The following is a 17,650-nucleotide window of genomic DNA, read 5'->3' as shown; positions in this document are numbered from 1 at the left end:
CGATGGAGCGGGCAACAAAAAGCCCCGCTCGGTTTCCCGGCGGGGCCTCCGTCACCTGGCGGCATTTCATCCGTGCTCGCCAAGTGGTTGAGCTGTGATATCACAGATGGGGATGACGGCGGTATGACGCAAGCGAGGCCCAAACAAGGCCCGGCTCTTGCGCTCAGGCGGGGATGCGCTCTTCCATTTCCGACGGCTCGCGCAGCACGTAGCCGCGGCCCCAGACCGTCTCGATGTAGTTCTTGCCGTCGGAGGCATTCGCGAGCTTCTTGCGCAGCTTGCAGATGAACACGTCGATGATCTTCAGCTCCGGCTCGTCCATGCCGCCATAGAGATGGTTGAGGAACATCTCCTTGGTCAGCGTCGTGCCTTTGCGCAGCGAGAGGAGTTCCAGCATCTGGTACTCCTTGCCGGTGAGGTGGACCCGCTGGCCGCCGACCTCGACGGTCTTCTGGTCGAGATTGACCAGGAGATCGCCGGTGGTGATGACCGACTGGGCGTGACCCTTGGAGCGGCGCACGATCGCATGAATGCGGGCGACCAGCTCGTCTTTGTGAAAAGGCTTGGTGAGGTAGTCGTCGGCGCCGAAACCGAGGCCGCGCACCTTGTCTTCGATGCCGGCGAGGCCCGACAGGATCAGGATCGGGGTCTTGACCTTGGCGACGCGCAGGGACTTCAGAACCTCATAGCCGGACATGTCGGGCAAGTTGAGATCAAGAAGAATAATGTCGTAGTCGTATAGTTTTCCGAGGTCGATGCCCTCTTCGCCGAGATCCGTCGTGTAAACGTTGAAACTCTCGGATTTGAGCATCAGCTCGATGCTTTTGGCAGTGGCGCTGTCATCTTCAATCAACAGAACGCGCATGCTCATCCCCTTCCGCTGGCCCCTGACCGACCACCCCGCCACGTAAGACGAAGCAGCCGTTCGGCATAGCGATCCCGATCCTCCACCGCCGCGCGGAGGGTTGGTGGGATCCGTCCCCGTTCACTGATTCGACGCTACGTCTTAATGGTTAACAAACTGTGATTCGCCGGGGCAAGAGTCTTCGCAAAAGATTTTTGCGACTCACTCCAACCCACTGCCGAATCGACCATTTCAGTCGTGTCGCCGGCGTCCTGGAACTGCCTTGCCGAGATCAGGGTTCGTGCGGGGCCTGTCCGCCCGAACCGTTAACGACCGCGGCTGCCTTTAATTGGCTGACAACCATCATTAACGGGCCGGGTTAAGGAAGGGTTACGGCGACCGGCGGAATCCGGGCGCCATCTGGCTTTACTTGGAAATACGATCAGGCTCCCGCGTTAAGGCGAGGCCGAAAATCCAGGCCGGCCGCGGCGGCAGCCGGTCTTCGTGGGCAATGACCGGGGAGGGGGCCGGTCGTGCCGCAATGGGCAATTTCTACCGGGGACATGGTTAAGAGGTGGTAAACGGCGGAGCCCGCGCTGACGAAAATTGCACGATCAGGGGCCGGCGCCCGGCCCGTGGCCGGCAAATTCTGCCGGTGCCGGTTAACGCGCCGTTGAAATTAACGGTTCGTTGACCAAAAGCCTCCAAGGCTTGAGATTAGGCCTAACGCGCGCCGGCACTTTCCGCGCCGGCCGGCCGCGGTCTTAACAATCCCCTTCCTCGAATGCCGGACATGCCGTTATGCGGGCGCTTGCCGACCAGATCGCCGACATCGATGCAGTGACCATTTACGGGCGCGTCGCGGGCGTGCGCGGGCTGATGGTGGAGGCGGCAGGTCCGGTTCATGCCATGTCGGTGGGGGCGCGGGTGACGGTCGAGACCGGCGTCCGGCCGATTCCCTGCGAGGTGGTCGGGTTCAACGGCGACCAGGCCCTGCTGATGCCCTTTGCCGGCCTGGAAGGCGTCCGGCGCGGTTGCAAGGCGCTGGTCTCGCTGGCGCCGGCGGCGATCAGGCCGAGCGCCGGCTGGCTCGGCCGGGTGGTCAATGCGCTGGGCGAGCCGATCGACGGCAAGGGGCCCTTGCCGCAGGGCGGCGATCCCATGCCGTTCCGTGCCGCCCCGCCGGCCGCCCATACCCGCAAGCGGGTCGGCAAGCCGCTGGACCTCGGCGTCAAGGCGCTCAACACCTTCCTGACCTGCTGCCGCGGCCAGCGCATGGGCATTTTCGCCGGCTCGGGCGTCGGCAAATCGGTGCTGCTGTCGATGATCGCACGCAATGTCGATGCCGATGTCTCGGTGATCGGGCTGATCGGCGAACGCGGCCGAGAGGTCCAGGAATTCCTGCAGGAGGACCTCGGCGACGAGGGTCTGGCGCGCTCGGTGGTGGTGGTCGCAACCTCGGACGAGCCGGCGCTGATGCGCAAGCAGGCGGCCTATCTGACCTTGTCGATCGCCGAATATTTCCGCGACCAGGATCAGCAGGTCATGCTGATGATGGACTCGGTGACCCGCTTCGCCATGGCCCAGCGCGAGATCGGCCTCTCGGCCGGCGAGCCGCCGACCGCCAAGGGCTATACGCCGACCGTGTTCTCCGAACTGCCGCGCCTGCTCGAACGCGCCGGTCCCGGCTCCGGCGAGGGTGCAATCACCGCGATCTTCACCGTGCTGGTCGATGGCGACGATCACAACGAGCCGGTCGCCGACGCGGTGCGCGGCATTCTGGACGGCCATATCGTGATGGAACGGGCGATCGCCGAACGCGGGCGCTATCCGGCGATCAATGTGCTGAAGAGCGTGTCGCGGACCATGCCGCGCTCGGCCGACCCGGCCTATTGGCCGGTGATCCAGCGGGCCAAACGGCTGCTGTCGACCTATGGCGACATGGAGGAGCTGATCCGGCTCGGCGCCTATCGCCAGGGCTCCTCGGCGGAGGTCGACGAGGCGATCCGCCTGCAGCCGGCGCTCGAGGCTTTTCTCTCCCAGGGCAAGGACGAGGTCTGCGGGCTGGCTGCGGGTTATGCCGCGCTCGCGGCCATCGTGGCGGAGACCGCCACCGATGCCACAGCCTGAGGACACGCATGAAGCCTTGGCCTTATGCACCTGCCGATTCAGACATTTTCAAGCTTTACGGAAACGGAATCTCAACCTCAACGATGTTACACCAACGGCGATGAGGAAGGCGGCGTTCACGTTAAGAATGCCGATTTCCCCCGCATTCCCTTTGGTTGGGATGTGGGCAAGTGAGACTTCTGGGAGTGTGTGTCGATGAAGTCGCGAGAGACCCTGATCCGCCTGAAGCGCTTTCAGGTTGATGAGAAACGCCGTCAGGTCGCGCAGATCGAAATGATGATCGCTGAGTTCGAACGCATGGCGAACGAACTCGATCGCGAGATTCTGACCGAACAGAACCGGGCGAACATCCACGACCCCGGCCACTATGCCTATCCGACCTATGCCAAGGCCGCCGGCCAGCGCCGCGACAACCTGCTTGGCTCGGCGAACGAACTGAAGGGCCAGCTCGACGACGCCAAGGCGTTGCTTGCCGAAGCCTTTGAAGACCTCAAGAAGGTCGAGATCCTGGACGAGCGCGAAAGCGCGCGCGACAGAGCGGCGGATGCCGCGCGCGAACAAGCCGAGATGGACCGCATCGGGCTCTCCCGTCGGGGATCCTATATCGGCGCCTAAGCCGCACAAATCGGTATGATGACAGCTGAAGGCGCGCGGCGAGAACCGCGCGCTTTTTGGTGTGAAAAGGGCGAATGCGAATGGCGAATGGGGCGGCGAGGGCTGCGCGAACCCTCGCCCACGTCTTCGTGGGAGAGGGTGGCGGCGGAGCCGCCGGGTGAGGGTGGTTGCGTCGGTCCGCGACGCGCATTCCCCTTGGAAATGATGGGTGGGCGCTGAATTAGACCCTCACCCGGCGCCTCATAGCATCGAGCGAACGCGAGATGCGTTCGCACTCGCTATGCGGCGCCACCCTCTCCCGCGAAGACGCGGGAGAGGGTTTGCGCGCACCACGCGTTCCGCTTCATCCCCATTCGCTATTCGCTACTCGCTACTCGCTATCAGCCACTCGCCGCTTGCCCGCTACGCGGCCGGCCGCCTTGTCTCGACCATGACCTGCCAGGCGCCGGGCGCGCCGTCGATGCTGACCAGGTTCCAGCCGGCGGGTTCGGACGTGCCGTCATCGGCCGCCGAGGCCGAGGCGACGCCGTGAACCGGGATCGGGCCGCCGGCGCCGTCGAACTGCCGGACCGATCCGACATGGGTGTGGCCGTGCAGGACCAGCTCGGCGCCGCTCCGGCTCAAGATCGCCGCGAGCCCGGTATGGTCGGTCAGCTGTTTGTGCCAGCCGATCGGGAAGGGTGGATGATGGATGAGCAGGACCCGCGCCAGGCCCTCCTGGCGCAGCGCATCGAGCGTCTCGCCAAGAGCTGCAAGCTGTCTTTGGCCGAGCGTGCCGGTGGCCAGGAACGGCGGTTTCGGCACGCCGCTATTGACGCCGATCAGCGCCACGCGGCCACGCCTGCGGACGAAGGGAAAGGCCTCGTCGAGACCGGGCGGCGGCGGTTCGTGATCGCCGGCGAACCAGGGCGCCCAATGCCCGACGATGGCCGGCAAGGTCGCCCTGATATAGGCGTCGTGATTGCCCGGCACGACGCTGACGCGGTCGGGCGGACCGATGCGTTCCAGCAGCGACAAGGCCGGACCATATTCGCCGGCAAGCCCGAGATTGATCAGGTCGCCGGTGACCGCCACATGGTCGGGCCTGACACCGGCGATATCGGCGAGGACGCGGTCCAGCACCGCCATCCGGTGGTGTTCGGCCCGCCCGCGGCGCCAGTTGAGATAACCGGTCAGACGTTTGCCGGCGAGTTCGCGCCAGCCCGGTTCGGGCAAGGGGCCGATATGGAGGTCGGACAGGTGGGCCAGGCGGAACATGGCTCCGCTGTAGAGGGTTTTCCCCGGCCATGGCAACGGAAAACCGGCTATCCTCTTGTTATCTCGTATTTTCTTCGCGGGTGACGGAGGCTGCGCCGATCCTGCGGCATCAGGCATTGCCGAGCAGGATGCCGGTGATCAGCACCAGGGTGCCACCGACCACGATCTGAAACACCGCCTTCAGGAACGGCGTGTCCATGAAGCGCCAGCGGATCCAGGCGATCGCCCAGAGCTCGATCACGACAATCGCAATGGCGATCGAGGTGGCGATCCAGAAGCCGTTCGGCCAGGCGGTCGGGATCAGATAGGGGACGGCATGGCCAAGGCCGCCGAGCGCCGTCATCAGGCCGCAGACCCAGCCGCGAATGACCGGTGAGCCGCGCCCGGTGATCTTGCCATCATCGGACAGCGCTTCGGTCAGCCCCATCGAAATGCCGGCGCCGAGCGCGGCCGCCAGCGCCACGATGAAGGTGGCGCCATTGTCATGGGTGGCAAAGGCCGCTGCGAAGACCGGCGCCAGCGTCGAGACCGAACCGTCCATCAGGCCGGCGAGACCCGGCTGGACATAGGTGAGCACGAAGCGCCGACGGGCGCCGGCATCCTCGGATTCACGCGCCTCGGGTGTCAGGTGCGTCTCGGTCAGGTGGTGGGCGAGGCTCTCGTGGCTTGCCTCTTCGTCAGCCAGTTCGGTCAGCAATTGGCGGATCGATATGTCGCGGGCGTCGGCCGCGGCCTTGCGATAGAAGGCGGCCGCCTCGGCTTCCATGCTCTCGGCCTCGGCGCGGATCCGCGCGATGCCGAGATTGCAGATCAGCCAGTTGGGCTTGCGCTTGAGGAAGCCCGCGACGTCCTGGCGGCGCACCAGCGGCAGGTGCTCGCCGAACCTGTCGCGGAAGAGATCATAAAGCCGGCCGCGGTGGCCGGCCTCTTCGGTGGCCATGTCGCGGAACACCTTGGCGGAGGCTGGATATTCGGGGTCCAGGTGCTGGGCGAAGGCGAGGTAGATTCGCCCATCCTCTTCCTCATTGGCAATGGCGAGCGCCAGCACCTGCGCTTCGGTCAGATCGGACAGGGAAACCATCATGGCCTCGAGACATTGATGAAGCCATCAGTTTAGAATATTTCTAATCTTATGGCCAGCCGTCGGGGCGTTTTCGCGGGCGGGCGCCGGCCTGCGCCGCTGCGAGGGCGGCGGCATCGCAGGTCACGCAGGCGCCTCGAATTATCGCGCTCAGCCGGCCACTTGGCCCTGGCGCGGCGGCTGGACACCACTCATGATTGCGTGTGCCAGGCACTGCTTCACGCCGGTCGGCTTCGCCTGGCGCATCGCCCCCTGATCATCCCCAACGGATAGCGGAGCTTCGCATGACGTCCCCGAATGCGGCGCAGGATCGCGCCGGCCTGCTGCGCCTTGCCAGTGACCCGGAAGACTATCGCGGGCTTGGCATCGCGCCAGCGGAGGTTGCGCCCTTTGAGGACGGATTGCGCATCGAAGACGCCAAAGGCACCTATGAATGGTGGTATTTCGACGCGCATCTGGACGACGGCACCAAACTGGTCGTGATCTTCTACACCAAGCCGATCACCGAGCCGAAGAGCCGCCTGGCACCGGTGATAACGATCAATCTCGATCTCGCCGACGGGCGCTCGATCGAGAAAATCCTGCATGCCGCGCCTGACGCCTTCCGGGCGTCAAAAGACGGCTGCGACGTCTGGATCGGCGACAATCATTTCGCCGGCGACCTCCATCGCTACCGCATCACGGCCGAGATCGGGGATGTCGCCGTCGACATCGAACTGGTCGGCGAAATCCGGCCCTGGCGGCCGAAATCCGGCCATCTCTACTTTGGCCAGCCGCCCAGAGAACATCTGTTCGCCTGGCTGCCGTCGGTGCCGCAGGGCCACGCGACGGTGACCTACCGGATCGGCGACGCGCACTATCGCACCGAAGGGATCGGCTACCACGACCACAATTGGGGTGACGTGCCGATGACCGATCTGATGCACTGTTGGTATTGGGGACGGGCCAAGGTTGGCCCCTACACGGTCATCGCCGCCTATATCACCGCCGCCGAAGCCTATGGCTACGCGTCCCAGACCGTCTTCATGCTGGCCAGGAACGGAACGGTGATCGCCGACGATGACGCCAAGGTGGTGTTCACGACCGATCGGGTGAATGCCGATGCGGTGACCGGCAAGCCGGTTGCCGACATCACCCGCTACGAGTACCGCGACAAGGACGAGCGCTATCTGATCACGTTCGAGCGTGCGGCGACGATCCTGCAAGCCAAGTTCGTCGACCGGCTGCCTCTGCTGAAGCGCATCGCCGCCAGGCTGATCGGCTTCGATGGCGCCTATCTGCGGTTCACCGGAAAGCTGACGCTGCAGCGCTTCGTCGCCGACGATCTGGTCGAGGCGGTCGAGGAAGAGGCGCTCTGGGAACTCATGTATTTCGGCCACGCCCGGCCGCCGGCGGTCTGAACCTGGCCTCCGGGCCATGGCGCGCCGGCGTCACGGGCAGCAGGACACGTGCCTAAGAAGAAGGCGCCCGCGAGCCGAAGCTCAGCGGGCGCCCTACCACAACTTCAGCCAGAGGGGAGGTTGGCTTCAGTCGCGGGAATAGATACCGAGAATGGCTGCGGTGTGACCGTCACGGATCTCGATGGACGGCTGCCAGCGAAACCCGGTGCGGCGCGAGAACAGCGTCGAGAACAGAGCGATCAGCATGGGAAACTCCCAAAAGGTTCGGCGTTGCCTGTTATTGCAGCGCAACATGAGCGATAGATAGGCGCCTGAAGGCGGGCCAGTTACCCCCTGTCTTACTTATCAGCCATGCATTTCTGATTAGTGTCCTTCATGGTTGTGCAACATTTCATCGGTTTCGTTGATGGGACGAGTCGGGCATGATTTTTGCCGATCCAAACAAGCGCTCCCGGCTGACACCCCTGCTGCATCTCTATTGGCGGTTCGCGCGCGGCATGACGCTCGGCGTGCGCGCCTGCGTGATCGACGGCGAAAGCCGTGTCCTGCTGGTCAAGCACAGCTACATGCCGGGCTGGTACTTCCCGGGCGGCGGGGTCGAGGTTGGCCAGACCATGGCCGACGCGCTCGCCACTGAATTGCGCGAGGAGGCCAATGTCGAACTGACGGCGCCGGCGCAGCTGGTCGGCCTCTATCTCAACGCCCATACCTCGAAACGCGACCACGTGGCGCTGTACCGGGTCGAGGCCTGGCGGCAGCCGAGCCCGCCGGTGCCGAATGCCGAGATCATCGCCCATGGCTTCTTCGCCCGCGACGCCCTTCCCGAAGGCACCACGCGTGGCACGCGTGAAAGGCTTGCCGAAATGTTCGAGGGGCGGCCTGCGACCCCGGTCTGGTGATGACGGCGGCCGGCGGCCGTCAACTCCGCAAGATTTGTCAAAATGGCCCGTGATAGCGTCCCGCTCAGGATGAAGACGGGGCAGCCGCGATGCGGGACGATCGGAACTGGACGACCTATAGCGATCGCCTGGAGCGGGTGACCGCCCATATCTACGCTCATCTCGACGACGACATCGACCTCGACAAGCTCGCCGAGGTGGCCTGCCTGTCGACCTATCACTGGCACCGCATCTATCACGCGGTGCATGGCGAGACGATCGCCCAGACGGTGAAGCGCCTGCGCCTGCATCGCGCCGCCGGCCTGCTGGCCCAGACCTCCCTGCCGATCGCGGAGATCGCGGAGCGGTCGGGCTACCCGAACCTGCAGTCGTTCACGCGCATCTTCCGCGCTGCCTACGGCATGCCGCCGGCGCAATATCGCCGGCACGGCACGCACAGCCATTTCCAGAAATCCCCAGAAGAGGTTTCCGCCATGCATGAGATCACGATCACCACCGTTCCGACCCTCAAGGCCGTCTCGATCGCCCATGTCGGGTCCTATATGGAGATCGGCCAGGCCTTCGACCGCCTGTTTGGCTGGCTTGGCCCGCGCCAGTTGATCCGGCCGGGCATGCGCATGCTCGGGGTCTATCTCGACGATCCCTCGGTGGTGCCGGAAAGCCAGTTGCGCTCACGCGCCTGCGTCGTCTCCGGCACAGCCGTCGCGGTCGAGCCGCCGGTGGAAATGACCGAGATCGCCGGCGGCAGCTATGCCGTCTTGCGCCACAAGGGGCCCTACGCCACGATGAAGTCGGCCTATCAGTGGCTCTATGGCGACTGGCTGGTCAATTCCGGCCGGGAGGCCGCCGATGCGCCTTGTTTCGAGGACTACCTCAACAGCCCGCGCGACACCGCGCCGGCCGAACTCCTGACCGACATCTACCTGCCGCTGCGCGAGACGTCATGATGACCGGCAAAAGCAAACGAAAGTCCTGGATCGAAAAGTTCGAAGGGGCGCCGCCGCCGGTGGTCAAGCCGGTGCCGGCCGACATCGCCGGCATGAAGGCCGGCGAGATCATGCTGGTGCCGTCGCCGGCGATCATCGCCGATTTCATCGGCAAGATCCCGGCCGGCACCAGCATGGACGTGAAGATGCTGCGCAGGCAGCTGGCGCGCCAATTCGAGGCCGAGGTGACCTGTCCGATCACCACCGGCTTTCACCTCCGCGCGGTCGCGGAGGTGGCCTATGAAGCCCATCGCGCCGGCGCGGCGGTGACCGCCATCACGCCGTTCTGGCGGGTGCTGGACGAGACGACGCCGACCGCCGCCAAGCTCGCCTGCGGGCCGGACTTCATCCGCGCGCAGCGGCAGCGCGAGGGGCTCTGACGGCGGGATCTTCGATGGCTCGAACCTGGCCGATGGTCTTGCCTCGATAGCGCTGGGTTCCCCGTCCTGCCTGATCGGCTGACAGGCCTAGTGACGACTTTGGCGCGCCATGCTATGCGCGCCATATGACATGTTCGAGCTTCGCTTTCGCTGCGCGACGACGACGGCCGGTGTGAATTCCACCGCCCGCAATGTTCCGTTCGTCTTCGTGCCGCTGAGCTTGAGCTGATGCCCGACCTGTCCCTCGACCTTCAACCCGAAATCCCTGCCGACAATCCCGCCATCGACCGGCTGCATGAGCGCGCCTTCGGCCCGGGCCGTTTCGCCCGCACCGCGTTCCGGCTGCGCGAAGGCGTCCAGCCGTTCATCGACCTTTGCTTCACCGCCCGCGTCGGCACGCTGCTGGTCGGCTCGATCCGCCTGTCGCCGGTCGTCATCGGTTCGGATGTCGAGGCCATCCTGCTCGGCCCGATCACCATCGATCCGGCCTTCCAGAGCCGCGGTATCGGCGCGGCGCTGATGAAACGCTCGCTCGATGTGGCCAAGGCCAAGGGCCATCGGCTGGTCGTGCTGGTCGGCGACGCGCCCTATTACAATCGCTTCGGCTTCAAGATGGTGCCGCCCGGCCGGCTGTCGCTGCCGGGGCCGGTCGATCCGGCCCGTCTCCTGGTCGCCGAACTGGTCGAGGGCGCCTTCGATGGTGTCCAGGGGTCGCTAAGGGGCGCCCGCGCCGGCTGAATTCCGGCCGCGGCCGGGCTCGCGCGTGAATTGACCTGTTGGCCGCGGCGGCTGACTATCCTCGGCATCCTGGGCCGGGGGCGGCTGAGGAGTGAAGACCATGGTCCGTGTCGCAGCCGTGACGCTTGTCGGCGCAATGTTCGTTTTCGCCGCACCGGCGCAAGCGCAGTCCGACCGGTGCCGGGTGATGGACCCGACCGGCACGCCGCTCAATGTCCGCGATGCGCCGAACGGCGCGGTGCTGGGCGCCGTGCGCAACGGCACCCTGGTGACGCGGGTGCGCAGCGGCGAAGACAATCGCGGCCGGCCCTGGGTCTATGTCGTCGATCGGGAGAGCGGCAAGCCGATGGGCTGGGTCATCCGCGAGTTCGTCGCCTGCTTCTGAGCGGAGCGGCCGGCGAGGCCGTCACCGGCCCTCGCGCGCCCAGACCGCGGTCAGCGCGCCAAGCAGCAGGATCAGGCCGAGGACGCCGGCAAAGGCCGGCAGGATGCCGATGCCGCGCACCACCGAGGCGTCGCGCTGGCGGATGCCCATCCAGTCGTCACCGCGCATCGAGCTCGCCGAGCGGGTTGGAACGATGCGCGGGACGGTGAGCGTGCCATCTTCGGAAATGCGCCAGAGCCCGCCGCCGGTGGCCCGGACCAGTGGTTCGAGCAGGCGCAGCGTCGAGGTCACATCGGTGAATTCGCGCGGATTGGGCGGCCCGACATTGACCAGGCGGGTCAGCGTCCCGGCCTGAGCCCGCCAGAGGCCGAGTTCGGTGACATCGACCTGGCCGCGCCAGAGCCCCGGCTCGGCGTTCTGCATGGCGACCACCTGGGACCTGCCCGATGGCGTCGTCAGGGTCACCTCGGCCGGCGCCTCGGCCATGGTCTGCAATTCGACCGCCAGTTGCCGGCCGCGCACGGCAAGCCGCAGGCTTTCTTCTTCCAGCTCCGGCTCCTTCATCAGCCAGTGCGACAGGCGGCGCAGCAGCTCCAGATGCGGCCCGCCACCCTCATAGCCGCGCGCCCACAGCCAGATATGGTCGGACAACAGCAGCGCGACGCGACCTTCGCCCTGGCGCTGCAGCACCAGCAGCGGCCGGCTGTCGGGACCGTCCATGACGGTCGCCGCGCCTTGGGCCGGTTCGCGGCTCTCGATCAGCCGGAACCAGCGGCTCCATTGCGGTTCGCCCTCGATGGCCGAGCCGGGCAGCGCCCGGGTCACCGGATGGCGCCGGCCGAGTTCCGAGACGCGGGCGTGATAGGGCCGCTCCATGACGTCGCCGGTCGGCGCCGCCGGCAGGATGGTCTCCAGCGGCGTGTCGTTGATCGAGGCCGAGGTTGCATGTTCCGGGCCGGCCGCGACCAGAAGCGCGCCGCCGTTGCGGACATAGCGGGCGATGTTCTCGAAATAGATCAGCGGCAATACGCCCTGCTGGGCGTAGCGGTCGAAAATGATCAGATCGAATTCGCGGATCTTGATCTGGAACAGCTCGCGCGTCGGGAAGGCGATCAGCGACAATTCGTTGATCGGCGTGCCGTCCTGCTTTTCCGGCGGCCGCAGAATGGTGAAATGGACCAGGTCGACGCCGGCATCGGACTTCAGGAGGTTGCGCCAGGTGCGCTCGCCGGCATGCGGCTCGCCCGAGACCAGCAGGACCCGGAGCTTCTCGCGGATACCCTCGATGATGACCACGGCGCGGTTGTTGATGGCGGTCAGCTCGCCGTCGAGACCGTCGACCTCGACCTCGACGATATTGGCGCCGGCATGGGTCACCGGCACCTGGATCAGGGTGGTCGCGCCGGTGACGACGGTGCGGCGCTCGATCAATTCGCCGTCGCGCTTGACGGTGACGGCGGCCTCCGCGGCGCGGCCGCCGGTGCCGTTGTCCTCGATGCGGAAGCCCACGGTCTGGGCCTGGCCGACAAGGCCGAAACGTGGCGTCTGGGTCAGCACCACCCGACGGTCGCGATCGGTCGAGCGGCCGGTGATCAGGGCATGGACCGGCGCCTGGAAGCCGATCGCGGCGGCCTGGGCCGGCACGTCGTGAACCTGGCCGTCGGTGACCAGGATGGCGCCGCCGATGCGCTCGGCCGGAACGTCGGAGATCACTCCGCGCAGCGCCTCGAACAGATGGGTGCCGTCGGTCTGGCCGTCGGAGGCGCCGGCATCGACATAACGCACCTCGAAGCCGGTGGAACGGCCGAAATTGCGCTCGAGCGCGGCCTTGGCCTCGTCGGTGATGCGACTGCGATCGGCCAGCGACTGGCTGGCCGAACGGTCGAGCACCACGGCGACGACGGTGCGCAGGGGGTCACGGTCTTCCTGGGTGAACACCGGATTGGCCAGCGCCAGCAGGGCCAGGGCCATGGCGCCGATCCGCCACCAGGCGCCGCGGGTGCGCGACACCAGCAGCAGGGCCGAGAGGATCACCACGGCGATCGCCGCGGCGGCGAGCGCTGCGGGCGGCAGAAGCGGCGACCAGACGATACCGAAGGCCATCGCTCAGTTCCCCAGCCGTTCGAGCAGGGCCGGCACATGGACCTGGTCGGTCTTGTAATTGCCGGTCAGCGCATACATCACCAGGTTGACGCCGAACCGGTAGGCGAGCTCCCGTTGGCGCGCCTCGCCCTGCACCGGCAGCAGCGGATTGCCCTGCCGGTCGATCGCCCAGGCGGCGGCGAGGTCGTTCGCCGTGATGATGATCGGCGAGACCGAGTCGGAGGCGCGCGCCGGCCGTGCCGGCTCATCCTCGCTCGCCGGCGGGATGGCTTCGACCCAGGTCGAGCCATCGGAATGGCGGCCGGGAAACTCGCGCAGGATGAAGAAGGCGCGGGCGAGCACATGGTCACGCGGCACCTGTTCGAGTTCGGGAATGTCGAGGCCGGCCAGGATGCGCCTGAGGGTGGCCTGGGCCGGGCTCGCCTGGCCGGGCCGTGCGGTCGCGGCGTCGCGGGTGTCGAAGATCACCATGCCGCCCTGTTTCATATAGGCGTCGAGTTTCAGGAGCGCCTGCGGCGTCGGTTCGCCGGCGCCGGCCACGATCGGCCAGTAGAGCATGGGGAAGAAGGCCATCTCGTCGCGGCCGATATCGACACCCTGCGGGGTTGCCGGTTCGAGCGCGGTACGCGCCGACAGGAAACGCGTCAGGCCATCCATGCCGGCGCGGCTGATCTCGTCGACCTCGCGCGAACCGGTGATCACATAGGCAAGCCGGGTCGCCTGGGTGGCGCGCACCGCCGCGTCATCGGCCGGATTGCCGGTCGAAATCGGCGGGCGGTCCTGGGCGCGGCGGGTCTGGGCATCGGCCGGTCCGCCGAACAGCGTGGCCATGGCGCCGAGCGCCAGCAGGACCGCGGCGGTCCGGGCGGCGCGGCCGCCGGTCAGCCGGGCAAGGCCGCCGGCGATCACGAAGACCGCAATGCCGTCGGCGAGAAGCAGGATGAGCGCTGCGATCACAAGCGGAGATCTCAAATCCACGGGTTCGCCAACCCGATAGCGTTCGATCGCGGCGCCGAGAGGGCGGAGGTCGAGCGGCTTCAAGCGCTCGTCGGCGCCCAGCGCATTGACCGCGACGGTGCCATCGGGCGGTCCGTAGAAGCCGGGCGGATAATCCGCCGTCGCCGGCTCGCGCCAGTCGGCCGGGATCGGCTTGGCGGTGGCGGGCGGACGGATGAAGCCGCCGAAGCCGTCGAGCACGCGGTTCGGTGCAACCCGCTCGTTCGCCCGCGCCTGGCCCGGCAGGCCGGCAAGGCCTTCGGCTGCCGGCCGGCCGGCAGCCGACAGACCGGCGATCCGCTTCAACATTTCGACGAAGGCGCCTGACAGCGGCAGGTCCGACCAGGCGGTGTCGGCGGTAATGTGGAACAGCACCAGGAGGCCGCGGCCGCGCTTCTCGGCGGTGACCAGGGGCGTGCCATCCAGCAACTGGGCCCAGGTCTTGTCGGCCAGGAGCCCGTCGGGCTCGGCCAGCACCTGGCGGCGGACACGGACGTCGGCCGGCACGGCAATGTCGGCAAAGGGGCTGTCGCGGGTGAAGGCGGCGAGGGCCTGCGGGGTTTCCCAGGACAGCGCGCCGCCGAGCTGGCGGCCGCCGCGGCGCAGCTTGACCGGCACCAGGTCGTCATTCTGCGCGCCGGCGAGCCGCGTGCCGGCGAAACGCAAGAGGATGCCGCCATTGTCGATGAAGCGGTTGAGCGCATCGCGGGCCTCGGCGGTGACGGTGCCGACATCGGTCAGCACGATCATCGGCACCCGGCCCTCGACGAAACGGATGGCGGCTTCCGAGGGTGAGGCGCCCTCGACGGTGCGGATATCGGCGAAAGGTTCGAGCGCGCGGCCGAGATAATAGGTTGGCGACAACAGCGGCTGGGCAGTGTCGGCGGTCGCGCCCGAGATCACACCGATGGTGCGGCGCTGCCAGCGGGCGTCGATCAACTGCACGGCGCCGGCCGAGCGTTCGCCGACAATGTCGAGGCGGGTGATGTCGTTGCGGATCTCCACCGGCAGGTCGAAACGCACCTCGGCTTCGGTCTTGCCCGGCTCGAAGGCATAGGTGCTCTCGCCGATCGGCAGGCCCCGGGTGTCGAGGGCACGCACCCGGCCGACCTGGGCCGGGCCGGGTTCGGCCCGGATGATCAGGGCGTTGAAGCCGCCGCTGGTATTGGTGGCGCCGGTGAGGGCCAGCACCGGTGGCGTGCCGCCATCATAGACGGTGAGCGTGTGGCTGCCGACGGTCTCCTTGAGCTGGGCCAGGAAAGCCTGGGACCGGCCGGTGTCGATGCCGTCGGTCAGCCAGACGATTTCGGCCTGCGGCTGGGCGGCGAGGAAGCGGCCGAGCGGCGGCAGCACGCCGCTGCGATCCGGCGTATGCGGCGACGGCTCGAGCGAGCGCAGCCGTTCACGCACCGAGGACGGCGTTTCGATGCCGATGGTGATGACCGGCTTGGCGGTCGAGGCGAAGGCCACCGGCCGGCCGGCGCTTTCAGCCGAGGCGATGATCTGGTTGGCGACACGCAGGCGCTGCTCGAAGGCGGCGGCCGAAGGCCAGCCGTCGTCGATCAGGAGCAGCACGGGGCCGCGCGCCCCGCTGGTGGTCGCCGGCGGATTCCACATCGGCCCGGCCATGGCCAGGATGATGAGGGTGGCGAGCAAGAGCCTGAGCGCGGTCAGCCACCAGGGGCTGCGTGACGGCGTCTCTTCCTTCGGCGCGATGTCGATCAGGATCTTGGTCGGCGGGAACTTCACCCGGCGCGGCCGCGGCGGCACCAGCCGCAACAGCCACCAGAGCGCCGGCAGGGCCGCCAGCGCGAACAGGACCAGGGGTGAGGCGAAGGCGAGTGGCAAGCCGAGCATCATCGCCTCACCGTCTCGCGCGCCAGGTCGCGCGATCCCGGCCCCATGCGCTGATGCAATGCCAGAATCGCGCCGGCGAGCGGCTGGTCGGTACGGTGCAGGCCGAAGCTCCAGCCGCGCACGTCGCATTCCTGGCGCAAGGCCGCGCGATGTGCGGCAAGCCTTGCGACATAGTCGTCGCGCCAGGTCTCGGCGCGGCCGGCGGTGATCGTCAGGCCCTCTTCCAGCTCCTCGAACTCCACCCGCCCGCGATAAGGGAAGGTCTCCTCGATCGGATCATTGATCTGCAGCACATGGCCGCGCGATCCGCTGACCGCCAGGCTCTTGACCTCGTCGCGGAAGGTTTCGATCGGCACCAGGCAGTCGGACAGGATGACCACTTCGGAGAGCCTGGACACCGGCGCCTTGGGCGGCAGGTCGGAGGTCTTGCCAATGGTGTCGGCGAGGATCGCGTCGGCCATGCGCTCGATGATGGCGCGGCTGGCGCTCGGCCGCATCACGCCGGGAATGCCGACCCGCTCGCCGCCGCGCACCATGATCTCGGCCAGCGCGAAAGCGAGCACCAGGCCGCGGTCGCGTTTGGTCTCGCGGGCAAGGTTGGAGACGAACTCCATCGAGGCCGAGCGGTCCGGCCAGATCCACACGGTGTGGGCGGCCTCCCATTCCTGCTCGCGGACATAAAGATGCTGGTCGCGGGCCGAGCGGCGCCAGTCGACCCGGTTCGCCGGTTCGCCATCGGTGAACCGGCGGAATTGCCAGAAGTTCTCGCCGGTGCCGGCGCGGCGCCGGCCATGCAGGCCATGGGCGACAGTCATGGCGACGCGGCGCGCCTCCAGCACCAGGCGCGGCAGGCTGGCGGCCAGGATCGCGGCGTCGCGCGAAAGCCGGCGGCCCGGGGTGTCATTGTCGTGGTTCTGGCGCAGCGTCTCGGCGAGGCCGAACATCAGTTCGGTTACCGGATCGGCTTGACCAGCGAGGCAATGGTCGCCTCCACGGTCAGCCCGTCGGCGCGCGCGCTGTAAGATAGCGCCATGCGGTGCTTCAGCACCGGCTCGGCGAGGGCGACGACATCGTCGACCGAGGGCGCCAGCCGTCCGTCGAGCAGCGCGCGTGAGCGGACCGCCAGCATCAGTGCCTGCGAGGCGCGTGGGCCAGGACCCCAGGCGATGGCATTGGCCAATTCTCCCTTGGTGGCATCCGGACGGGCCGAGCGAACCAGGGTGAGGATGGCGTTGACCACGGTCTCGCCCACCGGCAGGCGGCGAACCAGCCGCTGGGCCGCCTGCAGATCGTCCCAGGACAAGGCCTGCTTGGGTTTGGTCTCTTCGGCGCCGGTGGTGTCGAACAGGATCTTCCGTTCGGCCTCCAGGTCGGGATAGTCGACGTCGACCTGCATCAGGAAGCGGTCGAGCTGAGCCTCGGGCAGCGGATAGGTGCCTTCCTGCTCGAGCGGGTTCTGGGTCGCCAGCACATGGAACGGCCGTGGCAGGTCGTGGCGTTCGCCGGCAACCGTCACGTGATATTCCTGCATGGCCTGCAGGAGCGCCGACTGGGTGCGCGGCGAAGCGCGGTTGATCTCGTCGGCCATCAGCAATTGGGCGAAGACCGGGCCCTTGAGGAAGCGGAAGGCACGCTTGCCCGAGGCCGATTCCTCGAGCACCTCGGAACCCAGGATGTCCGAGGGCATCAGGTCGGGGGTGAACTGGACGCGCCGGGCGTCGAGGCCGAGCACCACGCCCATGGTCTCGACCAGCTTGGTCTTGGCCAGGCCCGGCAGGCCGACCAGCAGCGCGTGGCCGCCGGACAGGACGGTGATCAGCGCCTGGTCGATGACCGATTGCTGGCCGAAGATCACATTCGAGATATTGGCGCGGGCCAGACGGACCTGGGCGACGGTCGTCTCGGCGGCGCGGATAATGGCGTCTTCCATGCGTTCGGCGGTCTCGGCGGTCATGATGGCTCCCTTCGAGGCGCAGCTA

15 protein-coding genes are annotated in these 17,650 nt (G+C 67.2%); 8 read left to right on the top strand and 7 right to left on the bottom strand.

Annotated features, from left to right (window positions below; all coding sequences use genetic code 11):
• Positions 1-163: 163 nt before the first annotated feature.
• Positions 164-865, bottom strand: coding sequence for a response regulator transcription factor CtrA (ctrA, locus tag E8M01_RS04135; protein WP_136958952.1), 702 nt, complete (start codon positions 863-865; stop codon positions 164-166).
• Positions 866-1,645: 780 nt separating this feature from the next.
• Here ctrA and fliI point away from each other — a divergent pair.
• Positions 1,646-2,974: a flagellar protein export ATPase FliI gene (gene fliI / locus E8M01_RS04130; protein ID WP_136958951.1), complete on the top strand. Its 1,329-nt coding sequence runs from the start codon at positions 1,646-1,648 to the stop codon at positions 2,972-2,974.
• Between the two features lie 195 nt (positions 2,975-3,169).
• Positions 3,170-3,589, top strand: a complete 420-nt coding sequence (gene fliJ / locus E8M01_RS04125; RefSeq protein WP_136964443.1) for a flagellar export protein FliJ — start codon at positions 3,170-3,172, stop codon at positions 3,587-3,589.
• A 402-nt stretch (positions 3,590-3,991) separates the two neighbouring features.
• On the opposite strand, the gene E8M01_RS04120 is transcribed toward fliJ, so the two are convergent.
• Positions 3,992-4,846: a metallophosphoesterase family protein gene (locus tag E8M01_RS04120; RefSeq protein WP_170181771.1), complete on the bottom strand. Its 855-nt coding sequence runs from the start codon at positions 4,844-4,846 to the stop codon at positions 3,992-3,994.
• Positions 4,847-4,955: 109 nt separating this feature from the next.
• A complete protein-coding gene (mbfA, locus tag E8M01_RS04115) occupies positions 4,956-5,927 on the bottom strand; it encodes an iron exporter MbfA (protein ID WP_136958949.1) in 972 nt (323 codons plus the stop codon).
• A gap of 284 nt (positions 5,928-6,211) precedes the next feature.
• Between mbfA and E8M01_RS04110 the strand changes: the two genes are divergently transcribed.
• The 6 genes from E8M01_RS04110 to E8M01_RS04085 all read left to right on the top strand — a co-directional run bounded on the left by E8M01_RS04110 (position 6,212) and on the right by E8M01_RS04085 (position 10,715).
• Positions 6,212-7,327: a lipocalin-like domain-containing protein gene (locus tag E8M01_RS04110; RefSeq protein WP_136958948.1), complete on the top strand. Its 1,116-nt coding sequence runs from the start codon at positions 6,212-6,214 to the stop codon at positions 7,325-7,327.
• Positions 7,328-7,749: 422 nt separating this feature from the next.
• Positions 7,750-8,226: an NUDIX domain-containing protein gene (locus E8M01_RS04105; RefSeq protein ID WP_136958947.1), complete on the top strand. Its 477-nt coding sequence runs from the start codon at positions 7,750-7,752 to the stop codon at positions 8,224-8,226.
• Positions 8,227-8,315: 89 nt separating this feature from the next.
• Positions 8,316-9,173, top strand: coding sequence for an AraC family transcriptional regulator (locus E8M01_RS04100; RefSeq protein WP_136958946.1), 858 nt, complete (start codon positions 8,316-8,318; stop codon positions 9,171-9,173).
• Positions 9,173-9,592 carry a hypothetical protein gene (locus E8M01_RS04095; protein WP_246088593.1) on the top strand — a complete coding sequence of 140 codons (420 nt, stop codon included), beginning with the start codon at positions 9,173-9,175 and terminating at the stop codon, positions 9,590-9,592. The genes E8M01_RS04100 and E8M01_RS04095 overlap by 1 nt, the downstream gene beginning before the upstream one ends.
• Positions 9,593-9,820: 228 nt before the next feature.
• Positions 9,821-10,330: a GNAT family N-acetyltransferase gene (locus E8M01_RS04090; protein WP_136958945.1), complete on the top strand. Its 510-nt coding sequence runs from the start codon at positions 9,821-9,823 to the stop codon at positions 10,328-10,330.
• Positions 10,331-10,430: 100 nt separating this feature from the next.
• Positions 10,431-10,715, top strand: a complete 285-nt coding sequence (locus tag E8M01_RS04085) for a peptide-binding protein (RefSeq protein ID WP_136958944.1) — start codon at positions 10,431-10,433, stop codon at positions 10,713-10,715.
• Between the two features lie 21 nt (positions 10,716-10,736).
• Here the strand turns inward: E8M01_RS04085 and E8M01_RS04080 are convergent, their stop codons facing one another.
• From E8M01_RS04080 to E8M01_RS04065, 4 genes are read right to left on the bottom strand one after another with little or no spacing between them, the layout of a single operon-like run.
• Positions 10,737-12,818 (bottom strand): hypothetical protein, encoded by a 2,082-nt coding sequence (locus tag E8M01_RS04080; RefSeq protein WP_136958943.1) that lies wholly within the window; start codon positions 12,816-12,818, stop codon positions 10,737-10,739.
• 3 nt (positions 12,819-12,821) lie between these two features.
• Positions 12,822-15,674, bottom strand: coding sequence for a DUF4159 domain-containing protein (locus E8M01_RS04075; RefSeq protein ID WP_136958942.1), 2,853 nt, complete (start codon positions 15,672-15,674; stop codon positions 12,822-12,824).
• A complete protein-coding gene (locus tag E8M01_RS04070; RefSeq protein WP_136958941.1) occupies positions 15,671-16,615 on the bottom strand; it encodes a DUF58 domain-containing protein in 945 nt (314 codons plus the stop codon). The genes E8M01_RS04075 and E8M01_RS04070 overlap by 4 nt, the downstream gene beginning before the upstream one ends.
• Positions 16,616-16,623: 8 nt before the next feature.
• Positions 16,624-17,625, bottom strand: coding sequence for an AAA family ATPase (locus E8M01_RS04065; RefSeq protein WP_136958940.1), 1,002 nt, complete (start codon positions 17,623-17,625; stop codon positions 16,624-16,626).
• Between the last annotated feature and the right edge of the window lie 25 nt (positions 17,626-17,650).

Source organism: Phreatobacter stygius (assembly GCF_005144885.1).
GTDB lineage: Bacteria > Pseudomonadota > Alphaproteobacteria > Rhizobiales > Phreatobacteraceae > Phreatobacter > Phreatobacter stygius.
This window is presented reverse-complemented; position numbering and strand designations above follow the sequence as displayed.